The following is a 14,098-nucleotide window of genomic DNA, read 5'->3' as shown; positions in this document are numbered from 1 at the left end:
GTCAACCGGATATTCACGCAGGAGGCGAGTCATGACCGGAGTGCTATCTGGGGAAAGGACCGAGCTTCCCGCTTATCAAAAGCTGCGGCGGCAACGGATCCTGGACGCCGCCAAATCGCTGCTGCGCGACCACGACTACGAATCGATCCAGATCCGCGATGTGGCCGCAGAGGCCAACGTGGCCCTGGGCACGCTGTACCGGTACTTCACCTCGAAGGAACACCTGTACGCGAATGTTGTGTACGACTGGAGCGTGCCGTTCAACTCGATGGACCAGTCATGGGCGGAGCACCAAGGCACCACGGAGCGGATCAGTCAGCGGCTTCGCATGGCCTTGGCCGCGTTCGAGAAGCAGCCGAACTTCTACAAGGCGATCCTGATGCTGCGCGCCACGAACGATCCGGAGGTTTCCGAGCTCATGCACCGGCTTGGAACAGTGCTCGAGCAACCGATCCACTCGGACCTCTCCATGTTCTTGGACGACGAGGCGGCGGACATCACCGCCATGGTCTGGTGCGTGTTGATGGATCTGGTGGCCAGGCTGCTGTCGGGGGACAAGACGCTCACCGAGGCGCACCGGATCTTGGACAGGTTTGTCCAGATGATCGGCCTGCGGCTGGCACAGTTCGAGGCCGGGGCGCACTAGCCGGTCAGACCGGGGGGCTCCTATGAGCGCCCACGAACTGGACCACCTGGCCATTGCGGTGCCTGCCTGGGAACCGGCGGGCACGCTGCTGAACCGCCAGCTGGGTGCGCGCTGGGCCAGCGGTTTCAAGATGGAAGCGTTCAGCCCCTGCCAGCTGGCCGTTGCCGATGACATGCGCTTGGAACTTCTAGAACCTGGCAGCGGGGAACACTCGTTCATTCAGCGTTTCCTGACCGAGATTGACGGTCAGGGCGGCCCCCACCACATCACCTTCAAGGTCCATGACATCCGGGCCGCCATTGCGGGAGCACAGGAGGCCGGGATCGAGCCGATCCTGGTGAACCTGGCACATCCGCAATGGCAGGAAGCATTTCTGCATCCCCGGGATACTGGCCTCGGGTTCCTGGTCCAAATGGTCCAGGCGCCGCTGAGTGTGGAGGAGCTCACCGCCACCTCCGACGGCGGAACCCTCGCCTGCCCGTGGGAACAGACGGACACGGCGGCCCTGCGCATTCCACTCATTTACGGATACGTCGCGGACTTGTCCCGGGCACGGACGGTCCTGTGCGGGGTGCTCGGCGCCAAGCAGTACGGCGCCGGCACTGCAACCGCCGGCTTCCAGTGGGACGCTGGCGCGGACCTGTTGCTGACGGAAACCGGAGCAGACGGTGAAAGCTTCGGCATTGCCGGCCTGCTGGCCTTGGACGCGGCAGCGGACTGGTCCCGCAGGGATGTCCCGGAACAGCTGGATGCACTGCTGGCCAGCGGTACGGTTCACCCGGGCATCGGCCTGAAAATCTCCATCCTGCAGGGCGCCATCCTGCAGGGCCGCCCGGCCGGAACAGGGACCTAATTCCAGCAGCACCGCCAGGTGCCATTTCCCGGCAGTACGCCAGCCAACTACACCCAACAAACCACCACACCATCATCGAGTGCACCCAAAAACAGGGGCAGAGGATGAAAACGAACAATTATTTGAGGAGATCACCATGGGACTTCGAGGAGAAGCCGCAATCCTTGGTTTTTACGAATTGCCGCCGCAGCGCAAGCTGGCCCGCGAAAAAACCTTCAACCTGGAACAGTGGGCCAGATTGTCCAAGGCCGCGCTGGACGATGCCGGGTTGGACGCCACGGACGTGAACGGTATTGTCACACCGTTGATTGGTGAAGCGAGCATGTTTGTGCCCTCCACCATCACCGAATACCTGGGCATCGACGCCAACTTTGCCGAGATCGTGGACCTGGGCGGGGCCGGCTCTGCCGCCGCCGTCTGGCGGGCCGCGGCCGCCGTCGAACTCGGTTTGTGCGACGCCGTCCTGGTCACCTTCCCGGGGACGCACGAGGTACCCACCCACGAACGTCACCCCTTTGTCATGGAGGATTCCATGTACTTTGGCGCCTCCTCCAACAAGTACGGTTCCCCGCAGGCCGAATTTGAGATCCCCTACGCCAACCTTGGTCAGAACGGCCCCTACGCCCAGATCGCCAAACGCTACGGGCACGAGTTCGGTTACGACGAGCTGGCCATGGCGAAGATTGCCGTGGACCAGCGCACCAACGCCTGCGCCACCCCCGGCGCCGTCTTCCATGGGAAACCCATCACGGCCCAGGACGTCCTGGACTCGCCCATGGTCGCGGACCCGCTGCACATGCTCGAAATTGTGATGCCCTGTCAGGGAGGCGCCGCCGTCGTCATTGGTAACAAGAACATGGCGGCCAAGTCCAAAAACCGTCCCGTCTGGATCAAGGGATTCGGTGAACGGGTGCCCTACAAGACACCTACCTATGCGCGGGACCTCATGTATTCGCCCATGGTCCATGCCGCGGATCAGGCGTTCACCATGGCCGGGATTGGCCGGGATGAGGTGGACATGGTCTCCATTTACGACTGCTACTCCATCACCGTGCTCATGAGCCTGGAAGACGCCGGTTTTGCTGAAAAGGGCAAGGGCATGCAGTTCGTCAACGAGCACGACCTCACGTTCCGGGGCGACTTCCCGGTTAACACGGCCGGTGGCCAGTTGTCGTTCGGCCAGGCGGGCATTGCCGGCGGCATGCACCACGTGATCGACGGCGCCCGCCAGATCATGGGACGCGCCGGAGAAGCACAGGTCGCGGACTGCAACCGCGCCTTTGTCACCGGCAACGGCGGCATCATGAGCGAGCAAACAGCACTGATTTTTGAAGGGGAATAGGAACACACCATGAGCACCACCTACACACAGCCCGTCTTGACACCGCCGCTTCCGGTCCCCACCCCGATCACCAAGCCTTTCTGGGATGCCCTGGCCGAGCACAAGGTGCGCATCCAGTACTCCCCGTCCCTGGGCGAGTACATCTTCTACCCCCGCCCGCTTGCGCCGCGCACCTTGGCTGACGATCTGCAATGGCGTGAGATCTCCGGGGCCGGAACCCTCTACACGTACACGATCACTACTCGTCCGGTGGCGCCGCACTTCGCGGCATCGGGGCCCATGGTCCTGGCCGTGGTGCAGTGGGATGAAGGCCCCAAATTCTCCACAGAGTTGGTCAACGTGGCCCACGAGGACATCCAGATCGGCATGCGGGTTAAGCCCGTGTTCTGCGACTACCCCGAAGCGGACGTCACCATGCTCCGCTACGAGCCGGAGGCCTGAGATGGGTATCGCAACGGAAGAGCAGCGCCCCGCAATTGTGCTGCCGGAGGTGACACTGCCGGAGGTGACGCTACGTATTGGCTCCACCACGCGCAGCACAGGTGCCGGCACCTACCACCACATCAACCCTGCCACGGGAGTTCCCGACGCTGTTGTGCCGCTGGCCGGCGCCGCCGATGTTGACGAAGCCGTTCAAAGCGCACACGAGGCATTTGCGGTGTGGAAGGCAACACCAGCCGGGACACGTGCCCGCGCACTGCTTACACTCGCCCGGCTGGTAGAGGAGCACACCGCGGAATTTGCCGCACTCGCCACCGCCGATAACGGCACACCACAGGCCACCGCGGCGGCGATGGTGGGTGCCGCGGCAGAATGGATCCGCTACTACGGCGGCTGGGCGGACAAGCTGCCCCTGGGCCGCGTCACCTCCGTGGCCGGTGCCGGCGGTTCCTTCGGGCACACCCTGCGCCAGCCCTACGGCGTGATTGGGGTGGTCATTACCTGGAACGCACCACTGATGTCCTTGGCCATGAAGGTCCCGGCCGCGTTGGCGGCAGGGAATACCGTGGTGGTCAAGCCGAGTGAATTGACGCCGTTCAGCGCCATGCTCTTTGCCGATCTGGTCCGCGAGGCCGGCATTCCCGACGGCGTGTTCAACGTACTCACCGGCGGCGCCGAGGCCGGTGCTGCGCTTGTCTCGCACCCCCTGGTCAAGAAGGTGACGTTCACGGGCGGCCCTGACACTGCACGGAAGATCACCGCGGCCTGCGCCCAGACGTTCAAGCCCGTCGTGTTGGAACTGGGCGGCAAGTCGGCGAACCTGGTGTTTGCCGACGCCGACCTGGACGCAGCGGCCCTGCATGCGGCCTTCATGGCGTTTGGCATCATGACCGGCCAGGCCTGTGCCCTGCCCACGCGGCTGCTGGTGCAGGATTCCATCCACGATGAGTTCGTGGCCAAGGTGGCGGCCATCGCCGGATCCTTCAAGGTGGGCAGCCCACTGGAACTGGACACCATCTGCGGACCTGTCATCAACCAGGGTGCCATCGATCGCATTGAGGCCATGGTGGCCCAGGCCCGGAACGACGGCGCCCGCATCCTCACCGGCGGCACCCGCCTAGGCGGTGAGCTGGCAGATGGCTACTACTATCCGCCAACGGTGGTGGCGGACGTGGACCGGGACAGTGAGCTGGCCCGGCAGGAAGTCTTTGGCCCCGTCCTGGCCGTCATGCGCTTTAGCGACGAAGCCGACGCCGTGGCCCTGGCCAACAGCACCGACTACGGACTCTCAGGCTATGTATGGACCTCGGATGCCAAGTGCGCCATGAGGGTCGTGGAGCAGCTGGAAACTGGCGAAGTGGTGGTCAATGGCGCACCCAACGCGGTGGCTGAGCGCCCCTTCGGCGGTATTGGCCACTCGGGCACCGGCAACGAAGGCGGGTTGGAGGGGCTAGAGGAGTTCTTCTGGACGAAGTCCGTCGCCTACGGCACCAACTAGGCGCCCTGCCTGGCGCTCCTGTTCCACCCTGCATGTGCCCTTTCTGCATGTCCCCTTTGCCCTGCGGCGCACCCCTGACGGTGTGCCGCAGGCAAGCGTGTCAAAAACCGTCGTCACCGCCGCATGAGGTGGTGTGGGCCGGGAATGGCCGGCACGTCATCTTCGTGTTCGTCCGCCGTTCCAAGGAATGTTCGTTACATTGCCCACCAATTCCTTCAGGGCACAACCACTTTCTTTTCAGCACACCCACGAAAGGCTGGACGAAGATGTCCTTCGCTAATCTCCGGAAACCCGGAACCCTGAACACCCTCAAACGGCCCGGATTCGCCGCCGTCGTGACAGTTCTCATCCTGGCCGAAGTTGTCTCGGCCTTTGAATTATCCATGATGTACGTAACACTGCCCACGCTGATCAAAGAATTCAATGTGGATGCCAGCACGGTTGCCTGGGTTGTCACGGCCTACCTGCTGGTCTCCGCCTCAGCCGGTGTCATGGGCGGACGCTTCGGTGACATGTACGGCCGGCGTAAGGTCATGATCATCGTGTTGATGATCGCCTTTGCCGGCTCGCTGATCTCCCTGATTGGAGGCAGCCTGGGCATGATCATCCTGGGCCGTGCCATTCAGGGCACGGCCGGTGCCTTGATGGGGCTCGCCTTTGGCCTGGCACGTGAACACATGGCCAAAGAACGGATCCCCGTGGGTGTCTCCATGATCGGAGCCTCGGCCTTGATTGCAGGTGCAGGAGGTGCGCTCATTGCCGGCATCATGATCCAGGTCTTCTCCTGGCACCTGATCTTCATCTTCTCCGCGATACTTGCCGTGGTTGCCGCCGTCGCCATCCTGGCCGTCATTCCCCGCGACACCCTGATTCCCAGCAAGGAAAAGCCCGACTACCTAGGCGCCGTGCTGCTGCCGATCGCAGTCAGCGCCATCCTGCTAGCACTTTCCGGGGCCTCGAAGACGGGGTTTGGTTCAGTGCAGTTCCTAGGCCTGATCACCGCAGGCATCGTCGTTACGGCCATCTGGGTGTGGTGGGAGCTGCGCGTTGAGTCTCCCATTGTGAATTTGAGGATGTTCAAGAACCGCCAGGTCGCGCTCGTCATGACGGCCACCATGCTCGCTGCCCTCGGACCCATCGGCGGCATGTCCGTCCCCACCCAAATGGTCCTCCAATACCCGACGACCTTGGGCTTTGGCCTCGGTTTCGCCCCTGCAATCGCCGGCATTTTCAGTGCGCTGACGGCCGTTGTCGGCTACCTGTTCTCTCCGCTGGGTGGCAAGCTGGCCTTCCGCTTCGGTGCACGCTCCGTTTTCATTGGTGGACTGTGCCTCATGGCGGCGGCCATTCCCATCATCCTGCTCACCTATGGCAACGTGGTGGCATTCTGCCTGGCCATGGCATTGAACGGCATTGGCGTCTCCCTGACCTTCGGCGCCCTGCCGAACGTTCTCATTGAGGCGATCCCAGAAACCCACACCTCGGAAACTGCCGGCACCAACACGATGGTCCGCAACATTGGCCAGTCCGCCGCCACTGCCATCGGGGCCATGATCCTTGCCAGCTACCAGAACCCGGAAACCACCATCGTGGCCCAGGGCGGCATCAGCGCAAGCTTTGTCTTTGTGCTGGTGTTCGCCATCCTGGCCGTGCTCGTTGCCCTGTTCCTGAAACGCCGTCCGGTGCAGTGGGTCCCGGAAACCACCCAAGAACGTTCCACGCGGCGCGGAACTCTGGCCAAGGATCCCGTGCCGGCTGCCAACTGAGTTGGGCCGCGCAGCCTAGAAGGTGCCCTAAACGCCGCACCATTAACAACCACTGCACACAATCGGGCGCCCTGCGCATCCCTATCTGGGAAGCGGCAGGGCCCCTTGTTGTATGTGCCGGGGCCCAGCCCGGGGAGCGGGGTGGACAAATGATACCGGCACAACCATAGACAAGAACTAGAATCTCGTTATAGTATTTCGTATAGAGTGATCCACGCCACCTTTGGGTGGCCGTCTGAATCGTTGGGGAGAATCCCCATGAAAGGAGCAGGACTGTGGCGATCCACATGCACAACATTGGGAAGATGAGTGAGGGCGAACCCTTCTCCTGGACGTCGAAGGATGCGCTGCTGTATGCGCTCAGCGTGGGGGCCGGGGCCGGGGGTCCGGCGAAGAATCTGGCCTTCACCACCGAAAATTCACGCGGCGTGGACCAAAAGGTCCTGCCCACATTCGCGGTTGTGCTTGGCTCAACGTCCGGATCCATGGACGGGCTGGGCGACTTCAAACTATCGCAGATCCTGCACGGCGGCCAGCAGATCACTCTGCACCGGGAGCTGGCTACCAGCGGCACCGTGATACCCGTCAGCGGCATGAGCGCCGCCTATGACAAGGGCAAAAATGCGGTCATCGAGCTGAGCACGGAACTGCTGGACGCGGCGACCCGCGAACTCGTAGCGACGAGCGTGACCACTATGATCATCCGCGGCGAGGGTGGCTTTGGCGGGCCCGCGGGACCCTCCGAGCAGTGGAAAGTTCCGGACCGTCCGGCCGACGTGATCGTTGTGGAGAAGACCTCCCTTGACCAGGCCCTTATCTACCGGCTCAATGGCGACAGGAACCCGCTGCACTCGGACCCGCAACTGGCAAAGATGGTCGGCTTCGACCAGCCGATCCTCCACGGCCTGTGCACCATGGGCTTCGCCGGACGGGCGGTCCTGGAGCAGGTCTGCGGTTCCGACGTGGAGACCTTCGGCACCCTCAGTGTCCGCTTCGCCGCACCCGTGGTTCCCGGCGACGAACTAGCTACCAGCATCTGGAAGACCGAGACCGGTGCTGTGTTCCAGGTCCGGGTAGGGGAGACCGTAGTGCTGGACCGCGGAAGCTACGCACACCGCCGCGCGGTCGCGGGAGAAAGCACTGACCACCTAGCAGCGGCCACGGCCTAATGCCGTCCGGACGGGAAGAAAAAATCATGAAAATTGCAGTTCTCATCAAGCAGGTCCCCGACACCGCCGACGACAGGAAGCTCACTTCCTCCGGCGCCGTCGACAGGTCCGCCAGTGACCGGGTTGCCGACGAAATCACCGAACGCGCCCTGGAAATCGCGCTGCGGGAAAAGGACGCTGACAAATCAGTGGAGATTGTGGCCGTCACGATGGGCCCTGGCACGGCTCTGGAAGCGCTGCGCAAGGCACTCTCAATGGGTGCGGACTCGGCCATCCACGTGGTTGACGACGCGCTGGCAGGCGCAGACGCACTCACCACGGCCAGGGAATTGGCCGGTGCCATGCAGGGCGCAGGCTTTGATCTGATCGTGGCCGGCAACGAATCCACCGACGGCCGCGGCGGCGTTGTGCCGGCCATGGTGGCCGAACTTTTGGGACGGCCCTTCCTTGGCTCGTTGGACACCGTGGTGATCAAGTTAGGTACTGTGTCCGGGCAGCGGCAGGACGCCGAAAGCGTCCAGCAACTGACCGGCGCACTCCCTGCCGTCATCTCGATCACGGAAAGTTCCGCCGAGGCGCGTTTCCCCAAGTTCAAGGGCATCATGACAGCCAAGCGCAAGCCCGTGGCTGTGGTTGGCGCTGCCGTGGTTGGCGCTGCTGGGTTTGGCACTGCCGTGGCTGGCGCTGCTGGGTTTGGCACTGCCGTCACCCACGCCAACGGCAACGTGGTCCTGTCCACGACCCTGCGCCCGGCCCGGACGGCGGGTCTGAAGCTCGTGGACGACGGAACCGCCGCCACACAGCTCGCTGACTTCCTCAGCGCCGAAAACCTGATCTGAAAGGGCTGCCCATCATGAGCAACATTCTCGTCAACATTGAACTTGCAGCTAACGGAACACTGCGTTCTTGCACGGCCCACCTACTGGGTCTGGCCGCACGCCTGGGCACGCCGGTCGCCGTCGTAGCCACCCCTTCGGGTGCTTCGGAGGAACTCGCTAAGGAACTGGGCGGACTGGGTGCGGCGGTGGTCGTTGACGGTCAGTGCCCGGCGTCGAGTGGCCTGGTTGCCGCCGGAGCCGTGGCTGCGCTGGCCGATGCCATCACCCGCCACAAACCGGCTGCGGTGCTGGCCTCTACAAGCCCTACGGCACGCGAGGTCATTGGCCGTCTGGCTGCCCGCACCGGCAACGCCGTCATGGTCGACGCCGTGGACGTTACCAATGACGGCGGCCGGATCGTGGCAAGCCATTCGATCTTCGGCGGAAGCTACACGAATGAATCCGGAGTTGGCGCGGGTGTTGCGCTGGTCACCGTCTCCTCTAGCAGTTCCGAACCAGCCCCGGCCGTTGCTTCACCCGTGGTGGAGGTGCGCCAACTGGATGTTTCCACGCAGGCCGCCACCATCAAGGCCGCCGAGACGGCTTCGGCAGGCTTTGGCCGGCCCGAGCTCCGCTCGGCCCGCATCGTCGTCTCGGGCGGCCGCGGACTGGGCTCGAAGGAGAACTTTGTGCTGGTTGAGGAACTGGCCGACATGCTCGGGGCGGGGTTGGGGGCGTCCCGGGCAGCAGTCGACGCCGGGTATGTTCCGCAGAGCTGCCAGGTGGGCCAGACTGGTGTCAGCGTTTCCCCCGAACTGTACCTGGCCGTGGGCATTTCCGGTGCCATCCAGCACCGGGCCGGTATGCAGACGGCCAAGCGTATTGTGGCCATCAATGAGGACGCCGACGCCCCCATCTTCGATGTTGCCGACTTTGGCATTGTCGGGGACCTCTTTACCGTCCTGCCCCAGTTGCGGGAGGCCATTGCAGCACGCAGCGGCGTTCCCGCGGGCGTCTAGAGAGGTTGCCGGATGTCGCTGCAAACTAAATCGAAACAACAAGCCTCGGACGGGGGCAGCCGTTGGGTCCGTCCGGCCGTGTGGGCTGCCGCCGCCGTGGTGGCCCTGGCGGCCGTCGTAATTTTGGCCCGTTGGGCCCGCGAGCTGGCTCCGGTCCAGGACTTCCTGCTCCAGTTCCCCGGCCACAGCGAACTGCCGGACAATGCGCCCGTCGGGATTCCCGCGTGGCTTGGCTGGCAGCACTTCCTCAACGCCTTTTTCCTGGTGCTGATCATCCGTTCCGGCTGGCAGGTGCGCACCACCGCCAGGCCCAAGGCGTATTGGACACGCAAGAACACGGGGCTGCTGAAAACAAAAGGCAAGCCGGCCAAGATCAGCCTGGAACTGTGGTTCCACCTGAGCGTGGACGTGCTGTGGCTGCTCAACGGCGCCGTGTTTGTGGTGCTGCTGTTTGTCACCGGCGCCTGGATGCGCATTGTGCCCACAAGCTGGGACATTTTTCCCAACGCGCTCAGCGCCGGGCTGCAATATGCGTCGCTGAGCTGGCCAGTAGAAAATGGCTGGGTCAACTACAACGCCCTGCAGGTCCTGGCCTACTTTGCCGTCGTCTTCATTGCTGCCCCGTTGGCCGCCATCACGGGCGTCCGCATGAGCCCGGCCTGGCCCAAGGACAAGGCGGCGCTCTCGAAGGCCTTCCCCATTGAAGCGGCCCGCAAAATCCACTTCCCCGTCATGTTGTTCTTCACCGGCTTCGTCATCATGCACGTGGCGCTGGTGCTGTGCACGGGAGCGCTGGGGAACCTGAACCACATGTTCGCCGCGCGCCAGGACGCCGGGTGGCTCGGCTTTGGCATCTTCGCAGCCTCACTGGTGCTCATGGTCGGGGCGGTGTTCCTGGCCCGGCCCCTCTTCCTGCGGCCCATTGCAGGCGTGATGGGCAAGATTTCCAAGTAGCAAGGCCTGGAAGTCCATAACCACAAAAAAGCGGCCCCAGTGACGGGGCCGCTTCTTTTGTTTATGCGCGGAAGGTAAGAGATTCGAACTCTTGGTACGGGGTTACCGCACACTGGTTTTCAAGACCAGCTCCATCGGCCGCTCGGACAACCTTCCTTACCCTAGTAGTGTTTCATAAGCAGGGCCGTGCCACCAAAATGAGTACGGGGCCTGTGAAGGTTTAAAGGAATGAAACGGCAATGGAGAACGTCATGAAGGCAGTTATAGCAACAGGTGCGGGTGGCCCAGAGGTTTTGGCAGTAAGTGAGGCCTGCGCCCCGGTAACGGGCCCCGGAGAGGTCCTTATTGACGTTGTTGCCGCCGGAATCAACCGGGCGGACGTGCAGCAGCGCCGTGGTTTCTACCCGCCGCCAGCCGGAGCGTCAGAGATTTTAGGCCTTGAGGTCTCGGGTCGAATTGCCGGTTTTGGCGCAAATGTGACGAAGCCGTTTAGCCTGGGCCAGAAAGTTGTGGCATTGCTCACAGGTGGTGGATATGCCGCGCAAGTGGCGGTTCCAGCGGGTCAGGTGCTGCCTTTGCCGGATGGTATTGATGTGATCTCTGCTGCGGGATTGCCAGAGGTTGCCGCCACTGTTTATTCAAATCTGTTCATGACGGCACAATTGCAGGCGGGCGAGACCGTCCTCATCCACGGCGGTGCCGGCGGAATTGGTGCCATGGCCATCCAGCTCGCCAAGGCGGCTGGCGCTCACGTGGTTGCCACGGCTGGAAGCGATGAAAAAGTTGCCATGCTCACCAGTTATCTCGGCGCGGACCTGGCCGTCAATTACCGCAGCGAGGACTTCGTGGAGCGGCTCAATGAGTTCACCAGCGGGCAGGGAGCGAACGTGATTCTCGACGTCGTGGGGGCCAAATACCTGGCCCGCAACGTCGCCGCACTGGCCACCTACGGCCGGCTGGTGGTCATTGGCTTGCAAGGAGGTGCGAGTGCGGAACTGAACTTGGGTGCCCTGCTCACCAAGCGTGCGGCCATTATTGGCACCACACTGCGCGGCCGGCCAATCGAGGAAAAGACCACCATCATGGACGGAGTGCGCGAGCATGTTTGGCCGCTGGTGGCCAGTGGTGCCGTCAAGCCCATGGTGGATAAGACCTTCCCGTTAGAACAAGTTGGTGCTGCGCACGAGTACTTCGATTCGGGTACGCATGTGGGCAAGGTGCTGTTGACGCTTTAGCCTGGTCGGCCGGCGCAGGCTGGCTCATAATATCGGGCTGGCAGCTAGTCCTTGAGCCGGTATTTTCTCTTCAGGATGGCCAGTGCGTCTCTATTCTCTTGGATGTCTTGCAGCAGGAGGTCCTGCTCCGGCCCGGCTGGCAATGCCTCTGCCGCACGGATCTCAGTATCTAAGTAGGGCAGGGCAAGGCCGCGGCGACCGCGGGCCCGCCAGTGCCGGGACGAGCGCGGTCCTAGAAATGATGTCCACCAAAATACAGCCATCCAGAATGGACCCTAAAAGTGCGTAAGTGGACGCGCTTTCTCTGGCTTGGCTCGCTGAGATTCCCTGGGCCTGCGTCACTTTCACCGCAACAACGAGGAAAAAATGGCGGACGCTGTTGCCCGCAAGGGAAGGTTGAGCTGGGGGCCTAATGTGTTCGTGCTCCCACTGAAGTAGTACGTGACTCTCCACGCGCGCCGGTCACCGCGCAGACCACGCCACGCGATGTAGACCAGGCAGAGAGCGGCCAGCGCAAGCACGATGATGCAAAGTTGCATGCCCGGCTCGAGGTAGAAGAACCTCTTGATCGTGGCAGAAGGGCCTTACCAGTAAATTGCTACGTATTTAGACGTCTTTTATCCGAGCTGAATCAGCCTGCTTAAATGCCCAGAGGGCGTGCTGGGATTTGTCGATGTCCGCCATGTGACGCTGCTTTTGGGTCCGGGGGCCAGGATGGTCCGTGTACTTGAAGGTGGTTTCGGCCCCCAGGATCAGAGTAAAAAGACCTCCCGCGGCGGACCGCAGTGGCCAATTGCTCATGGCAGAAAAATCGGGAATCACGTGCAGAACTGTCCTTTCCAAGGGCTTAACCGTAGCAAAAGCAGAACGTCACAGTTGCACCCACCATACTCAGTAGCTATGTTTGCTATACGCGGTATGCATACCGTTGCGGCGAGGGTTCATTGGGGGCTTTCGCGCCAACTCAGGGAGCACCAGTGTCCATCAAGCATTCTTTATTGGCCTTGTTACAGGAAAGCCCGCGCTACGGCTACCAGCTGCGCGGCGAGTTCGAGGAGCGCACCGGCTCCACCTGGCCACTGAATATTGGTCAGGTCTACACCACCCTTGACCGGCTGGAACGGGATGAGCTGGTGGCGAAAGATGGGGACGACGGCGAAGGTCACGTCATCTACAGCATCACTGCCGCCGGACGCACCGAGGTGATGGATTGGTTCGCCCAACCCGTGGCTCAGGCCAACCCGCCGCGCAATGAGCTGGCCATCAAGCTGGCGTTGGCCCTGACCCTGGAGGACGTTGACGTTTCCGCCGTGGTTCAGGCCCAACGCACGGCCTCGATGAGGTTGCTGCAGGACTACACGCGGCAGCGCCGCACCGCCGCTACGACTGCCGGCGTTCAGCTGTCCAGCGAAGAAGCCGGTGATCCCAACGACGCCGCGTGGCTGCTGGTCCTTGACTCCCTGATCTTCAGTACAGAGGCCGAAGTGCGCTGGCTGGATCACTGTGAAGGTTGGATGGCCAAACGCGCAGCCTCAGCCGGCAAATCTGCAGCCACCAGGCGGGCCGAGCGTGCAATACCGGCGGACGTCAGCACCCCAACACTCACATCCACCACGAAGGCGGCCAGCAAATGAGCAATGAAATTCTGCAGCTTGAGTCCGTCAGCCGGACGTATGGCGAAGGCGCCACCTCTGTTGCCGCGTTGCGCAACGTGAATCTGACCATTCATGCTGGCGAATTTGTGGCTGTTATGGGCCCCTCGGGCTCGGGCAAATCGTCCCTGCTGACCCTCGCTGGGGGACTGGACAAGGCCACCAGCGGTGAGGTTTACGTTGAAGGCACGCCGCTGGGTGGGCTGAGCATCAACGAGCTCGCCCGGCTGCGCCGCCGCGCCGTGGGCTACGTTTTCCAGGACTTCAACCTGGTGCCTACCCTGACGGCGTCCGAAAACGTGGCCCTGCCGCGTGAGCTTGACGGCACCCCCGCACGCAAGGCCCGCCGTCAAGCCAAGGACGCCCTGCGCCTGGTGGGCATTGAAGATCTCGCAGACAGGTTCATGGACCAGATGTCCGGCGGCCAGCAGCAGCGCGTGGCCATTGCCCGTGCCATTGTGGGCCAGCGCCGTTTGATCCTGGCTGATGAGCCCACCGGCGCCCTCGACTCCGCCACCGGCGACGGCATCCTGGAAGTGTTGCGCAACCGCGCAGAAGCCGGGGCCGCCGTCGTCATGGTCACGCACGAGGCCCGCCACGCAGGCTGGGCAGACCGTGTGGTGTTCCTGAAGGACGGGCGCATTGTGGATGAGGCAGCCTCGCAGCACGATCCTTCCGTACTGCTCTCCGGTTTAGCACACTGAG

At 62.8% G+C, this 14,098-nt stretch carries 15 protein-coding genes and 1 tRNA gene; 13 read left to right on the top strand and 3 right to left on the bottom strand.

Annotation, left to right across the window (positions count from 1 at the left end):
• Positions 1-31: 31 nt before the first annotated feature.
• The 10 genes from CVS29_RS03665 (at position 32) to CVS29_RS03620 (ending at position 10,506) form a co-directional block, all read left to right on the top strand.
• Complete coding sequence (locus CVS29_RS03665) at positions 32-646, top strand: TetR/AcrR family transcriptional regulator (RefSeq protein ID WP_110105004.1); 615 nt, start codon at positions 32-34, stop codon at positions 644-646.
• A 22-nt stretch (positions 647-668) separates the two neighbouring features.
• On the top strand, positions 669-1,499 hold the full coding sequence (locus tag CVS29_RS03660; RefSeq protein ID WP_110105003.1) for a VOC family protein: 831 nt from the start codon (positions 669-671) through the stop codon (positions 1,497-1,499).
• Positions 1,500-1,635: 136 nt separating this feature from the next.
• A complete protein-coding gene (locus CVS29_RS03655; protein WP_110105002.1) occupies positions 1,636-2,841 on the top strand; it encodes a thiolase family protein in 1,206 nt (401 codons plus the stop codon).
• A 9-nt stretch (positions 2,842-2,850) separates the two neighbouring features.
• Positions 2,851-3,282 (top strand): Zn-ribbon domain-containing OB-fold protein, encoded by a 432-nt coding sequence (locus tag CVS29_RS03650; protein WP_110105001.1) that lies wholly within the window; start codon positions 2,851-2,853, stop codon positions 3,280-3,282.
• 1 nt (position 3,283) lies between these two features.
• Positions 3,284-4,780 carry an aldehyde dehydrogenase family protein gene (locus CVS29_RS03645; protein WP_110105000.1) on the top strand — a complete coding sequence of 499 codons (1,497 nt, stop codon included), beginning with the start codon at positions 3,284-3,286 and terminating at the stop codon, positions 4,778-4,780.
• 266 nt (positions 4,781-5,046) lie between these two features.
• The gene (locus CVS29_RS03640) at positions 5,047-6,546 is read left to right on the top strand and encodes an MFS transporter (RefSeq protein ID WP_170120885.1); all 1,500 of its coding nucleotides are present in this window, start codon (positions 5,047-5,049) and stop codon (positions 6,544-6,546) included.
• A gap of 275 nt (positions 6,547-6,821) precedes the next feature.
• Positions 6,822-7,715, top strand: coding sequence for a MaoC family dehydratase (locus CVS29_RS03635; RefSeq protein WP_110104998.1), 894 nt, complete (start codon positions 6,822-6,824; stop codon positions 7,713-7,715).
• Positions 7,716-7,741: 26 nt separating this feature from the next.
• Positions 7,742-8,554, top strand: coding sequence for an electron transfer flavoprotein subunit beta/FixA family protein (locus CVS29_RS03630; RefSeq protein ID WP_110105321.1), 813 nt, complete (start codon positions 7,742-7,744; stop codon positions 8,552-8,554).
• A 14-nt stretch (positions 8,555-8,568) separates the two neighbouring features.
• A complete protein-coding gene (locus CVS29_RS03625; protein ID WP_110104997.1) occupies positions 8,569-9,552 on the top strand; it encodes an electron transfer flavoprotein subunit alpha/FixB family protein in 984 nt (327 codons plus the stop codon).
• Between the two features lie 12 nt (positions 9,553-9,564).
• Positions 9,565-10,506: a cytochrome b/b6 domain-containing protein gene (locus CVS29_RS03620; protein ID WP_110104996.1), complete on the top strand. Its 942-nt coding sequence runs from the start codon at positions 9,565-9,567 to the stop codon at positions 10,504-10,506.
• Positions 10,507-10,574: 68 nt separating this feature from the next.
• Here CVS29_RS03620 and CVS29_RS03615 read toward each other — a convergent pair.
• Positions 10,575-10,662, bottom strand: a tRNA-Ser gene (locus tag CVS29_RS03615).
• Positions 10,663-10,757: 95 nt separating this feature from the next.
• On the opposite strand from CVS29_RS03615, the gene CVS29_RS03610 reads away from it, so the two are divergent.
• On the top strand, positions 10,758-11,741 hold the full coding sequence (locus CVS29_RS03610) for an NAD(P)H-quinone oxidoreductase (RefSeq protein WP_110105320.1): 984 nt from the start codon (positions 10,758-10,760) through the stop codon (positions 11,739-11,741).
• A 44-nt stretch (positions 11,742-11,785) separates the two neighbouring features.
• On the opposite strand, the gene CVS29_RS03605 is transcribed toward CVS29_RS03610, so the two are convergent.
• Positions 11,786-12,004 carry a hypothetical protein gene (locus CVS29_RS03605; RefSeq protein ID WP_110104995.1) on the bottom strand — a complete coding sequence of 73 codons (219 nt, stop codon included), beginning with the start codon at positions 12,002-12,004 and terminating at the stop codon, positions 11,786-11,788.
• Positions 12,005-12,347: 343 nt separating this feature from the next.
• Positions 12,348-12,542 carry a hypothetical protein gene (locus CVS29_RS03600; RefSeq protein ID WP_146212988.1) on the bottom strand — a complete coding sequence of 65 codons (195 nt, stop codon included), beginning with the start codon at positions 12,540-12,542 and terminating at the stop codon, positions 12,348-12,350.
• 176 nt (positions 12,543-12,718) lie between these two features.
• On the opposite strand from CVS29_RS03600, the gene CVS29_RS03595 reads away from it, so the two are divergent.
• Together CVS29_RS03595 and CVS29_RS03590 are read left to right on the top strand one after the other, a co-directional pair.
• On the top strand, positions 12,719-13,375 hold the full coding sequence (locus CVS29_RS03595; protein WP_110104993.1) for a PadR family transcriptional regulator: 657 nt from the start codon (positions 12,719-12,721) through the stop codon (positions 13,373-13,375).
• A complete protein-coding gene (locus CVS29_RS03590) occupies positions 13,372-14,097 on the top strand; it encodes an ABC transporter ATP-binding protein (protein ID WP_110104992.1) in 726 nt (241 codons plus the stop codon). Before CVS29_RS03595 ends, CVS29_RS03590 begins: the two co-directional genes overlap by 4 nt.
• The last annotated feature ends 1 nt before the right edge of the window (position 14,098 follow it).

The sequence above is a fragment of the Arthrobacter psychrochitiniphilus genome, assembly GCF_003185915.1.
GTDB classification, from domain to species: Bacteria; Actinomycetota; Actinomycetes; order Actinomycetales; family Micrococcaceae; genus Specibacter; species Specibacter psychrochitiniphilus.
Note: the sequence above shows the minus strand (reverse complement) of the source record. Positions and strands in the feature narration are given on the sequence as shown.